This window comes from Nocardiopsis sp. CNS-639, from assembly GCF_000381685.1.
In the GTDB taxonomy this organism is placed as follows: Bacteria; Actinomycetota; Actinomycetes; order Streptosporangiales; family Streptosporangiaceae; genus Nocardiopsis; species Nocardiopsis dassonvillei.
In genome coordinates, this window is record NZ_KB906869.1 from 1 (window position 1) to 13,801 (window position 13,801).

General features: G+C 71.7%; 2 protein-coding genes. Both read left to right on the top strand.

The window, feature by feature from the left end:
- Positions 1-87 precede the first annotated feature (87 nt).
- A complete protein-coding gene (locus G011_RS32170; protein WP_231391551.1) occupies positions 88-12,804 on the top strand; it encodes a hypothetical protein in 12,717 nt (4,238 codons plus the stop codon).
- A gap of 103 nt (positions 12,805-12,907) precedes the next feature.
- Entirely contained in the window at positions 12,908-13,570 is a 663-nt protein-coding gene (locus G011_RS0121500) for a hypothetical protein (protein ID WP_231391552.1), read from the top strand.
- Positions 13,571-13,801: the final 231 nt, after the last annotated feature.

Consider the following 13,801-nt stretch of genomic DNA (forward strand, 5'->3'; position numbering starts at 1 on the left):
CGGGCCGGGGAGATCGCCGACACCGCCCCCGAAGCCGTCACCACCACGGTCGCTCTGGCCGCGGACCTGGCCGCCGCCGCACAGAGCGTGGCCGCGCGCGCTGGCGCCGACGCGGCCGCGGCCCGCGACGCGATCCCCGAACCGTCCGAGGTCGACCCGGAGAACCCGGACCGGATCACCCACGCCGCACGCGAACGCGAGGCGGCCCTGACCCGGGCCGGGGAGGCCGACACCGCCCGCCAGGACGCCGAACGCGCCGCCCACATCGCTTACGACGCCGCCGACACCGCCACCCGCACCGCCGGGCACGACACCGGGACTCGGGTCGGGGAGGCCCGCGCGGCCGCCCAGAGCGCGGACACCCATCGCCGCGACGCAACGGCGGCCGCCCAGGACGCGGCCGACCGGCACGAGAGCCTGTCCCGTACCGTCAACGTGGCCGCGAACATCGCCGTCGGTATCGCGCTCGGCGACGCGGCCTCCTCCCGCGGCGACGCCGCCGCGCGAGCGGCCGCCCTGGACCGGGCCCGGTCCATCGCCGACCTGACCCCTGCGGGCTCCGTCGCGCGCGCGAGGCTGGACATGCGCATGAACATGCCGGGGTTCTCCAGCCCGTTCGGCTCCAACAACCCCGTCGCCATCGCCGTGACCGACATCGCCGGAGAGGTGCGGGACCCCGACGGGGAGGGCACCGGAACGAGCGGCGCCGACCTCGACTCCCTGGCCCGCGGCCTGGGACTGACCGGCCCCGACGACACGGAGTCAGCCCGGTCGGAGGCGCCCGGCCCCGCGACCGGCACACCCCCCAGCGCCCCGGCGGAGCGGAAGCCGGGGGCGGACCCCGCGGCGGACCCGCTGCCGGACACCTTCCACAGCGCCCTCGACACGCAGACCCCGCCCGGCCGGAGCGGACAGGTGACCGGGGAGGAGACCTCCGACCCCGGGGCCAGGCCCTCCCCGCGGCCGATTCCGGCCCGGTCCGCGCCCGAGCCGAACACGAGCGACGAGACCACCGAGGACGCCCCTGCCGAGACCGGCGTTTCGCGGGAACGGGCGACACCGCCGGGCCCGCTGACCACCGGGACCGGGGATACGACGGCGGAGGCGGTGCGCCCGTCCGCGCCGCCCGGGGCCGAGACGCGCGTACCCACGGAGGAGACACGGACCAGGAGCGGAGAACACGAGGAGGGCGCGCCTCCCCCGCCCACTCCGACCGAGAACGACGGCACCGAACCGAAGCCGTCGGTGCGGCCCGTCGACACCGACGTCACGAACACCGAAGACACGGAGCACGCGCCCCCGCCGTCCCCGCAGCACGAGCACGACACCACCACAGACCCCGTCGAGACGGTGGACGCCACGGGCACGGAACAGCCTCCGCCGTCCCCGGAGAACACCGACACCACGAACGCCGAGGACACGGAGCAACCTCCCCCGTCCCCGCAGGAGAACACCGACGCCACCACGAACCCCGAGGACACGGAACAGCCTCCTCCGCCCCAGCAGGAGAACACCGGCACCACCGCGGACACGACGAACCCCGAGGACGCGGAACGCACGCCCCCTCCCCCGCCTCCGGAGGAGGACCCCCGCACCACCACCGACGGCACGGAGACGGAGCGCCCGCAGACCGACACCGGCGACACGCGGCGACGCGAGGAGCCACCGCCCCGGGACTACCCGGGTTCCGTGCGGCCGGAGCGGACCGGCACCCCCTACGACCTCGGCTACCTGCTGACGTCCAACCTGGTCAACTCCAGCATGATCCACGCCGAGCACCTGCGTTCGTTCGTGGACGACACCCTCGCCAACGACGCCGGACACGTCGACGCCACGGTGCGCGACACGGTCAGGGAACAGATCGACGCCCAGGCGCGCGAGCAGACGGGCGTGTTCTTCCAGCCGGAGGGGTTCTCCACGACGGTCAACGGAGCGGACGGCTCCAGGTGGCAGGCGAGACTGCGGCTGAACCCCTCCCGTGAGGGTTTCCACCACGCGCCCACCCAGCCGAAGGAGGGCTCGGACCCCACGGACCTGAAGCTGGTGGACGAGGCCGGGGAGGCCAACCCGGCCGAGGGCAGCGGCAGCCACGGCGGCACCAAGTTCATCGGCATGGGGTTCCAGGTCTCCCCCCTGCTCCTCGGAACGGTGGGCGGCGCCGACATCGGCCCCCGCTTCACGTTCAGCTTCTCGGGGGGAACGCGCCAGCGCCAGTCCGTGGACACGGCGGTCAGCCTCCACGACGGCTACAGCAGCTACGAGATCAAGGGCAAGCCCGAGGTCTACACCTCCGACCTGACCATGTCCTTCGAGCTGACGCCCCTCCAGGTCCCCCGGACGCGGGCGCCGGGCAGCGGCACCACCCAGGCGAACCGCAACGTCCCGGCCGACGGCACCGCCCCCAACACCACCGGCAACAACAACGTTCCCGCTGACAACACCGCTCCCAACGACAACGCTCCGAACGGCGACGCACCGGCGAACGGCACCACCCCGCCGGACCGGGCCGTGAACGCCCGGGCCGATTCCGCCAACGGGGTGGTCCTGGTCCTTCCGGGCGCGGTCGCGGCCAACACCGGTCCGGAGACGATCCGCCTGCGCGACCCCTTCGCGACCCAGGACCACCAGCGCGGCCGGAACGACGACGACAGGCCCGTGGGACCGCACGCGGACAAGGGCCACCCCGTGTCGGTCGGCGACATCCGGTTGAGCGACGGGTCCTCCGACAGGTCCTTCCCCGACTGGATCGCCGACCACCTGTGGTCCCCGGAGCAGGACCGCGGGTGGTGGAAGTCCGCGGTCGACAAGGTGACGCCCGGGTTCGTCGACAGGCGCAGGCAGCAGAAGCTGGACGCCTTCCACGACCAGGTCGGGGGGACCTTCTCCAAGAAGTCCATCCGCAACAACCTGCCCGAGATGACCTCGGCGCCTGCGGTCTTCACGGTAACCGACCCCTCGGGCAGGCCCCGGCTGGTGAGCATCCAGTCCGTGCCCACCGCCTACGACGTCAAGTCCCACACCATCCAGCCCGCGAAGTACATCAAGGGCAACAAGGCCGAACGCGAGAGCGGGAGCTCCGTCCGGCACAGCGACTTCCTCGGCGGCACCCTGGGCGCGGGAGTCAGCGTCGACGCGGGGGCCGTGGGCGGCACCCACAGGGCCCGTGTGGACGCGATAGCCGTGGAGGGGGGTGTGCGGGGCCGGTCGACCGCGGAGAGTTCGCAGCTGTCGTCGGGGGCGGTCAACCGCATGAACTACGGCAAGACCGAGTCGTCCGCCTACGACGTGCAGCGCAACTACTACGTGCACTTCGACGGCGAAACCGAGGTGTACCGCTTCCAGGGCGACACCGTCGAGATCCTCACCGTCCAGGAGGCCCGCATCCTGAACGGGGACGAGCCCTCGGACAAGGTGCCCGCGCCCCCGGCCCCCGTCCGGACCGAGGGGAGCGGCACGGCGCCCGAGGCGGTGAACCCTCCCGGGACCGTTCCCGGCACCACGGGGAACCAGCAGACCGGAACCGACGGAAACCGGCAGCCCGGCACCACCGGGGACCAGCGGACCGGAACCGACGGGAACCGGGAGACCGGGACCGACAGGAGCCGGAACGCACCGGACGGCGACGACCGGAACGCGGACACCGGGACCGAGGAGCGCGGTCGGCGGCGGGAGAACGCCCCGGAACAGGAACGGCCGCCCGGGCAGCAGCCCACCGAGGAACGCCCCGACGGGGAGGGGCGGCCCGAGGCCCTGCGGCCTCCCCGCCCGAACCTGGCCGAGGAGAACCCGGTCACCTTCCACGGGGCCGTGCCCCGCGACTTCACCTGGCCCGACGGCAGCCAGTACCGCGACGTCGACGGGCAGCAGCGCAGCATCTACCAGCACATCGCGCACCAGGTGCTGACCGGGCTGGCCGACAAGCTGCCCGGCATCGTCCTGCCCGACATGGCCCGCGACCCGAAGAACTTCGCCAGGCGCCCCGGCCACGAGAACAGCGGCCCGTTCACCGGTTCCACGCGCGAGCACCGCCCCTTCCGGCGCGACCACGAGGTCGCCGTCTTCAACACGCACAGGATCATCGACGCGATCGCCGCGTCCGAGTTCAAGAGCGGCACGGACGGCCTGACACTGCACGGTCAGCCGGTCCACCTGATCGACACCGGGAGGTTCGACCCCAGCGCGCTCTTCAAGTCCGGCCAGAGAGTGATGCGCTCGCCGTTCGTCGCGGTACGCATCAGCGCGGACTTCTCCTCGCTCAGGCACGCGGGAGAGACCACGAGGGGCACCGGAGGCGAGTACGCGGGCTCGTCCGAGATCAGCACCGCGGACGGCTCGCAGAAGCGCAAGACGGTCCGGTTCTCCTCCGGCGGCTACATCCGCCGGATCGACGCCGTCGACGCGGCCGGCAACCCGAGCGACGGCGGCGTGTTCTCGGTCTCCCTCCAGCTGAGCGACACCAAGGGGAAGAGCCGGGGCCTGGGCATGAGGTCCCAGAGCGAGAGGACCGTCCAGTACGCGGAGGACTCCAGCGTCTGGAACTCCGGGGTCCGGTTCAAGGCGAGGCTCTACCAGGACGACGACCTCGGCATGGTCCTGGGCGGTGACACACCGCTGGCCGAGCGCGGACAGGACCTGCTCAGCCGCCCGATCGAGGCAATGGCCACGATGGACACGGCCAAGGCGGTTCCGGGCGGGGAACGCGGGGGCCGGGACGAGACCGCCCCCGCCCCGAGGGTCACCCGGATCCGGCCGATACCGGTCGACCAGGCCCAGGAGATGATCGACGGCCCCACGAGGCCGACGCCGGACAGGGTCCGTAAGACGCGCGACCTGACCGGCGGTGTCAAGAGGCTGTTCGGCGGGGAGCGGAGCCAGCGTCCCCCGGCCGAAGAGGGTACGGCCCCGGCACCGGACACGGGCACCGCGCGGACCACCGGCCAGCAGAACACCAACGGGCAGCAGAACACCGGCTCCCAGACCGGTGACGGTCAGCGGACGCCCGTCCCCAACACCAACACCAACACCAACACCAACACCAACACCAACCAGCCGAACACCGAAACCGCGCAGGACACCACCGGGCAACAGAACACCGACACCGCTGCGGACACCACCGGGCAGCAGGACACCGGCTCCCAGAACGACGGCGTCCGGACACCAACGGCGACGGAGACCACCGGCGACACCACCGGCCAGCAGAACACCGACACCGCCCCGGCACCGGACACCGAGACCGCGCAGACCACCACCGGGCAGCGGAACCCCGCGGAGAACGCCCCCGACACCCGCCCGATCGAACAGCGCCGGGCCGAGAAGCTCCGCGACACCCCCACCACCGTCGAGAACGTCAACACCCGGTTCACCACCGGTGACGGCAACCGGGTGAGCAGCCTGCTCGAAGCCACCTACGAGAGCTTCTCCTCCATCGCGCCCTGGGAGAGGGGCACGGGCGGCCAGCGCCCCTCCAGGGGGCTCGGCTTCGAGCGCAAGCTGCGGCACTTCCTGAGGCGGGGCGAGGGAAGCCGACGGTTCTACGAGAACGCGCTCTCCCCGGAGAACCTCGCGGACAACCCGGCGGCGCGCTCCTCCGGAGGCGCGCGCACCCGCACGGAGGCGAGCGGGGGCCCGCTCTCCCCGATGCACCTCCGCACGACGTCGTCCACCCGGTTCGACATCGACTCGGTCGACCGCTTCGAGCAGTCCGACGGCGCGGTCGTCTTCAAGAGCAAGAACACCCTGGAGACGTTCTCCAGGGACGGGAGGCGGACCGACCTGACCTTCCTGGCCACGGGCGGAGGCCGGGTCAACCCCAACCCCATCCAACCCGCCGAGCAGCCCGCGGGCGGGACCGCTCCCGCCCCCAACTCCGCGAGCGCCCCCCTGATCCAGCTCGGCCCCTCCGCGGGCAAGAGCCTGTTCGACCGCTACACCATCACCAAGCCCACGTCGAGGTTCAACGAGTCGGTCGAGTTCCACCCCAAGATCCCGATGTCGTACTCCTACTCCGCCTCGGGGCGCATCACGCAGGCGCTGGAGTTCGTCAAGAGCTGGAGCATCGGGCCGACCTTCCCCCGCTCCGCGCGCTACCGGGGCTGGCAGGCCGACTCCGACAACCTGGAGACCGGGCTGATCCACATCCGCGACGCCCACGCGTCGGGCATGGTCGAGGACAAGGTCGAGGAGGTCGACGGTGAACTGGTCCGCAGCCCCCAGCCCGAGCCGGAGGCGCCCGGGTCGGTGAAACCGCGCCCGGGCTTCGAGGACTCCGGCATGATGCTCGACCCGGTCAACCCGGACGAGGCCATCCAGAGCCTCGTCGACGACCTGGCCTCGCAGGGCTGGCAGCTGACCAAGGGCAGCCGGGAGATCATCCTGAAGGCCCTCGACTCCCACACCGGGCTCAACCCCAACACCGGGGTGCCGGTGACGTTGAAGATCAGCCCCATCGACCACTCGATCGGGAACCTCAACGCCCCGACGACCGCGCCGCTGTCCCTGGACGCCACCGTGAAGCTGCGGCTCGACAGGAGCAACGCGAAGGTCGAGTACCTGGGCGGCAAGACGGAGTACCGCCAGCGTCAGGGTTCGGAGGAAGGGGACCGGCTCCAGCAGGGCAACGAGAGCTCCGCGTTCCAGGGAGCCCACGGCTCACTCCTGACACCGCTGCCCCAGTCGGGGGGCGACCAGCCCGGGGGCACCACCCCGCCGAGCCGCCCCTACCTGATGGGCCTGCAAGGTGACGGCACCACGACGAACGCGCGCGGCGAGGGCGGGGTCGTCCGGGACACGGACAAGCGCTCCACCCAGCTGACCATGGAGACGCCCTACGCGCGGGTGTCGTCGGACACCCAGCTGACGCTCGACCTGCACATCTCGGAGAAGCAGGGCACGGCCAACTCCCTTCTGGGGGAGACCCCGGGCTCGCGCACGCGCGACTTCACCGGCACGGGGAACTCGGGCCGGGCGCAGGAGCTGTACCCGGCCTTCTCCCTCGACCTGCGCAACGAGGCGAGCACGACCGGGGGGAACGACACCCCCCGCACCTCCACCGACGGGAACGGCAACCCCCGCACCACACCCGGGGAAGACACCACCCGGACGACCGACCAGGGCGACGACAACCCCAGCACCACGCCCGAGGGTGGCGACACCACCCGGACGACCACCGACGGAAACAACACCCCCCGCACCACACCCGAGGCCGCCGACACCACCCGGACGACCGGCCAGGGTGACAACGGCAGACAGCCCGGCGGGCAGCGGACGGGGAACCGGACCGCACCGGAGAACCCCTCCAACGACAACCACGCCTCGCTGACCGACATGGCGCGCTCCCTGACACGCGACATGGACCCGCGGACTCGGGACGCCTTCAACGACGCCGTGACCCTGCTCGAATCCGTCGAGAACAAGGGCAAGGACATCCTCGACCTCGGCCGGATCGTCCTGGCGAAGTCGTTGGGCTGGAACCCGCCCGCGAACGCGGTCGCCGACGGGCGGTACACCCCGCAGGCCGTCGAGAAGGCGGCCGACTACGCGGCGGACAAGCTCAAGCTGAACTCCCGCAACAACGCCATCGACCACGCGCTCACCGAACTCGGCATCAAGGCCTCCTTCGCCGAGGCCAGTTCGGAGAAGGGCGCCGAACTGCCCGAGCTGGGTCCGACCACGTGGATGATGCGCGCCATACCCCACCCGGAGACGGCGCTCATCAAGGACTACAACCCGAGCGTGCGCCTGACCGACTCCTCGGAGACGAGCAGGACCTTCTCCCCGTTCCACAACGAGTCGTCCACGACGACCATGGGTTTCGAAGCGCGCCCCTCGGGACGCACCGGGACGGGCCCTCCGACGACGGCCACCCACTACGGTTCGGCCAACAACACGGGATCGTCCACGTCCGGAGGCGACACCGCGCGGGGGAGCAGGCCGAAGGAGCCTCCCCACTCCGACCGTGTCCGTACCGGACCCGGCTACCTGGTGGAGATGGACACCGACGTGTTCATCGGGGCCAGGACCGAGCTGAGCGGCCCCTGGTACAAGCGCTCGGCGCGCTACGTCGGGGACAAGGCCGCGTCCGCGGGACGGGCGGTGCGCGGCGCCTTCGGCGGCCGGCGCACCCCCTCGTCCGTCCCGGCCCGCCCCGCCCGGTGGCAGCAGGGCCGGACCACCGTCAAGACGACCCGGTGGATCTCCCACGGCGACGCGGTGCGGATGGGTGTCATCACGCCCGACCACGCCACCCGGATCGCCCCCCTGACCGAGCGTTTCGCCCGGATCCAGAAGGCGCTCGGAAACGCGGAGAAGGCCTACCTGGAAGCGCGCTGGCCCCTGGACCAGGCGGCCTCCGACCGCATCGCCGCACCCGACGACCCGCGGGTCCGGCAGCGTTACGAGGATCTGGAGGGCGCCTACGAGGACCGGCGGCAGGAATTCGAGGGGGCTGTGCGCGACTGGGTGACGGCGCTCCAGGAGCTGCGCGACGGTCTGGGCGACCCCTCGTCCCTGCCCAGGCCGCGCACCGCGACCGCACCGGACCTCGACACCATCCAGGAGGAGCCGCCTCCTCCCCCGGCCCCGCAGCGGAACGCCGATGACCCCGCCGCCGACCCGGAGGCCATCGAGCTGCCCGAACGGAACAACCGGCAGCCCGGGCAGGAGGGACGGCAGCCCGAGCGGGGCGACACCGCACCCAACCTCCTGGACACCCTCGGCTCGGACCTCAACATCCGGCCGCGGGAGGCCGGAGAGGAGGAAGCTCCTCCCCAGACCCAGCAGCGGAACACCCCGGACCCCGCGACCGCCGAGTCGCCCGAGCGCGACGACCGGCCGCAGGAGGACGTGCCGAGGAGAGCACCCGAGCCGAGCCCGGCCGAGGTGCTCGAACGGGCGCGGCAGAGACTGGCGCGGGACATGGTGATGGGCAGGGCCCTCCAAGGCCAGGAGGGCTCCTCCCGGAACGGGACCGCCCCCGCTGACAACCGCCCGGAACGCCACTCACGCAACCAGACGAAGAGGCCCCTCAGCCACACGGACCAGCGTTCGGGCCCGTCCTCCGAAACCCACGCCCGGCCCGAGTCCGCGACGGTCCGGAGGCCGAGGGCGTGGGCGACGCCGACCGGGGAGGACGGGAACGGGTCGTCCCAGCACGACGCGGCCCTATCCGGCGACCGGGCCGGAACCCGTCGCGGCCCCGCCCCGGAGCGCGTCGACGACCCCGCCGACGGGTACACGGCGAACGACGAGGAGAACCTGTACGACGCCACCGACCAGGAGTCCAGCGACGAGGAGGAGGCGCCGCGCGTCCGCTGGCTCGACAGGCACCACCCGGAGGCGGCCTCGCTCAGCGAGGAGGAACGCGCAGAGCTGATGCGGTCGCTCATGGAACGGTCCATGGCGGTGGGCCCGCCCGTCCCCGAAGGGTTCCGGTACGACATGGACCTGGGCGGGCCCGTCGACGCCGCCTGGCTCGAAACCCAGGGAGCACAGGGCTTCCCCTGGGAGTCCGACACCACCGCCCTGCCCGGGCCCTCCACGACCCCGAGCGCACCGCAGCAGCAGGACCGGCCCGTCGAAGGCCAGGACCAGCGGCCGCAGCCGGCGCCGTCCGAGGACGACGCGCTGGCCCGGGCCGCCGAGGACGCGGTGTCCACCTTCGACGGACAGCGCCTCCCCCTCCACACGCGGGCCGGGACCGATCACGACACCCTCCCCCAGCCGGACCAGGACACCCTCTCCGAGGCGTCCTCAGTGGACTCGGAAACGCTCAGGGACATGCGGCTCCGACTGGAGCGGCTGATGTCGTCGGACCCGGCCCCCTCCGAGGGCGACCGGCCGGCCCCCGAGGACACCGGTCCGACGGGCGACCACGGCCCACAGCCTTCCCCCGCGCAGACGGAGCCGCAGGGGCTGGACGACTGGCTCCGTACACGTAGGGACCAGGACGGACAGCAGCCGCTGTCCGCCGAGGCGCCGCAGAGCGTGATACACGTCAGCCAGCTGAACCGTCACCCCGAGGCGGCCTCCACCGACCCCGGAGACGAACGCGCTCCCCAGCCGCCGGAGATCGACCCCGCACCGGAGGAACAGCGCTTCCCCGACGAAACTGGGACGAACCCCGCTTCCGAGGACCGGCCCGCCCTCCGCCGTCCGCAGCCCCGTGTCCTGCGCGTCCCCTCCGCGAACCCGGACCGGAACGAGTGGAACAACCGGCTCCAGGCCATCCAGGACTGGCGGACCAACTGGGAGCACGAGGCGCGGACACCGGAGGAGAGGCAGCGTCTACGAGAGGACTGGAGGGCCAAGTGGTCGCTACCGGCGACGACCCGGCCGAGCGAGAACGGAACCTCCCAGGACGACGCCGGCCCGACGAACGGCCACGGTCCCCAGCGCTCCCCTGGCCAGACCGAGGCGGATCGCGCCCCTGGGAACCGGCCCGTCCCGCAGACGGAGACCGCCCCGGCAGGGGAGGAGCCGCGCTCCTCCACCCCGGCCGAGACGGACCCGGTCTCCGACAGCCCGCAGCAGAGCCAGACGACCACGCAACCGACCCAACCGGCACCCGAACAGGCCCCCATCCCCCAACCCCTCACCCGGAACCGGGGCGACGAGGGTTCCTCCACCCTGCCCCAGGAGCGCACGGACACCTCCCGGCAGGAGGGGAACGTGCCCTCGGCGGAACAGGCTCCCCCGGCCGCCGACCCGGCGTCCGACCTGTTCGCGTTCTTCGAGCAGGAGCTGAACGGTCCCGCGAACACCGGAGGCGGCATCCCCGCGCAGGACACCGCGCACGCACCCTCCGGCGGGGGGACGACGACCCGGCCCGCCCCGGCCGTCAACGACGGCCGGGCCCAGGAGACCTCGGCCCCCGGGACAGCGCCCGAGGCGACCGGGTCCGACCCGTCCCGGAGACAGCCCGAGTCCGAGGACGGGGAGACGGCGAAGGAGCCCGAGCACACACAGGACGAGGAGGAGAAGAAGGAGGACGCCGAGGAGGAGAACGAGGACGCCCCCACCGACTCCAAGGACCAGCACAAGGACGAAGGCGGCGACGACGGCGGCGACGGCGGCCCCGACAAGGGCGGTTCCGGGGGGAACAGCGGGGACCGGACCGGCGGCAACGGAGGCTCCGGCCAGGACCGCTCCGGAGGCGAAGGCGACCAGGGCGGCAGCGGTGGCAGCGGTGGCAGCGGCAGGACCGGTGGGGGTGACCGTTCGGGCGACCGTTCCGGGGACCGGGACGGTTCCGGGGGGAAGGACCGCGGGAAGCAGGGGGAGGACCGTTCCCCGCGTGGAGCCCACCAGGGCGGCACGAGCCGCGGCCGCGGAGAGAGCCCGGCCCGCCCCGACACCGACGCGGACCCGGTTCCGGACCTGGTCCCGGACACGGACTCGGACGGCTACGACAGCGACGACGACCTGTCCCTGTACGACCTCCCCGACACACCGGTACAGCGGCCCCGAGGCTCAACGTTCGACGAACCGCTGGTCCGACCGCAGTCGGACCAGGACGGCTCCCCCTCCGACTCCGTGGACCCGAAGTCCTCGGACAAGGAGAACGGCTCGCCCGACGCCCTCGGCTCCAAGCCCTTCCCCGACGACTTCCTGAGCCTGCTCAACCCCAAGGCCGACTTCGACCAGTCGCTGCCCAGTTCGGTGACCGACATCCTGGCCTTCCCCGTGATGGGCGACAACGGCGGGCCGTCGAACCGTCAGCCCGGACAGGACGACAGCGGTCAGGACGACTCGCGGACCGGGGCGGAGGGCAGCGGCCAGGAGAAGTCGGACCAGTGGAAACCCGCCACCGAAGTCTTCGGCATCCAGGGCGAGGAAACCGAAGGGGACCCCGCTTTCCCCAAGTACCTCACCGACGGGAGAATCCTCGGAAGGATTCCCGAAGCCGACAGGACCACCGACCAGGACGGACTCATCACCCACGTCAAGGACAAACCCCTCGACAAATTCGTCCACGAACTCGTCAACATGCGGGCGAGGGAAATATCCTACCTCGTCAAAAACAAGGTGCCCGTCCGCGTCGAATGGCACGACCTCGGCAGGATGGACAAGAACCTGCCCAAGAAATCGAGGCCGAACCTCGACCCGGAGACCGGGAGGAACACGGACGGCTACCCCCATGAGGAAGACGGGGAGGAGTACTTCGTCAAGATCCCCCTCACCCCCGAGGACCTGGGCCACGAGAACGGAGCCGTCAACTCCGTCGTCGTCGACCGCAGGACCGGACTCGTCGCCGAAGGCCTCAACGGCAGGCCCCGCCACTCCGTCATCGCGCCCGAACTCCTGCACCCCGAGATCAAGAACCGCATCGACGGCATGTTCCTCCGGAGCAAGTACGAGATCCTCCAGAAGGACGGCACCACCCGCAGGATCAGCAACTACCCCCACTACGACAAACCCGCCAGGCATGCCGAGGTCAAGGCTGTCAACCGTCTCCTGAACGCCACGGAAGACGCACAGATCAGCCACTTCCAGCTCGACAACAAGTTCACACTGAAGCCGCCGTGGGTCCCCTACTGCCCCTCCTGCGCGAACTGCGCCCGCATCACCGAGGGAGCAGCCGCCCCGCGCAGCGGGAAGAACACGCACACCACGGACGACATCAGGAACATCACGTACTACACCCCGAGAAGGGCCGACGCGGAAATCGACCCGGACAGAGGCATCGAACATGGATTCCCGACATACGACACCCCCTTCGGCGGGCCACACGACCCCGACGACAGAAAGAGAAAACCGGGCGAGGACGACGGACTTCACCGGGAGGGAGACGACAAGAGACAGCGGTAAGACCTACACGCAGACCTTCGTGCACGGTCTGGAGAACGGCCCCAGAATGTCCTGGCACGGCAACGGACAACTCGCCGGTCTGGAAAACGTCTCCACCGGAGGAATGCCCGTGGGACCCGCCCACTACTGGAACACCGAGGGCCGCCTCGTCTTCGAGTACATCGACGACGCCTACGCGAACCACCGTCTGTCCCGCAGATGGGACTCCTCGGGCCGCCTCATCAGCGAGGAACACCACGAGGCACAGTTCGGCGGAACCGACACCGCGACGGGGGAGGAGGTGTTCATCCCCTGGCAGCCGATCCGACTGGCTCCCGGCATGCGAGCCCCCGAACACGGGGACTCCCTGCCCGCGGTCAGCGCCGCGGACCTCACCACCGCCGACGTCGAGGGGCTCGGCCGCCGGGCCATGTACGACGGCAAACCCTTCACCGGTGAGGCCGTCACCCTCGACCGCCGGGGCCGGGTCGAGATGCGCACCTTCGTCGAGGGCGTCGAGGACGGCCCCACCCTGACCTGGGCTCCCAGCGGAAAACTCGTCATCCAGGGCATCACCCAGCGCCCCCACGGCCCCGTCGGCCCCTGGCACCAGTGGGACGAACAGGGCCGCCTCCTGCGTGAGGTCGTCCACGACGCCCTGGGCAACCGCGTCATCGTCCGCCAACTCGACCAGGCCGGAAACATCGCCCACGAGGAGCGCAGACCCCCCACACGCCTGGCCCGCGACCCCCGAACCGGCCGGGAACACCCCGCCCCCTGGCTCTGAGAAGCGGTCGCACTCCCGCACCGGGGTCGCGAAGCCGTCGCCCCCGCCTCCGTGGAGCCCGTTCCGGAGGGAAACGACGCGGGCCGGTCACCAGGCGCTCATGGAACGTACACGGGAAACCGAGTACGCTACCGCAGTCGGCCCTCCCGTCCGAGGCCCCGCCCGCACGGACGGCGGCCCCCGCGGCGGCCGCAGCCCCCGCCCCGTGCGCGGAAGGACCCCCTCGCGGAG

Bases quoted from the DNA above. Each gene is read 5' to 3' on its own strand.
- G011_RS0121500 (WP_231391552.1), top strand. From the start codon at position 12,908: ATGCCCGTGGGACCCGCCCACTACTGGAACACCGAGGGCCGCCTCGTC.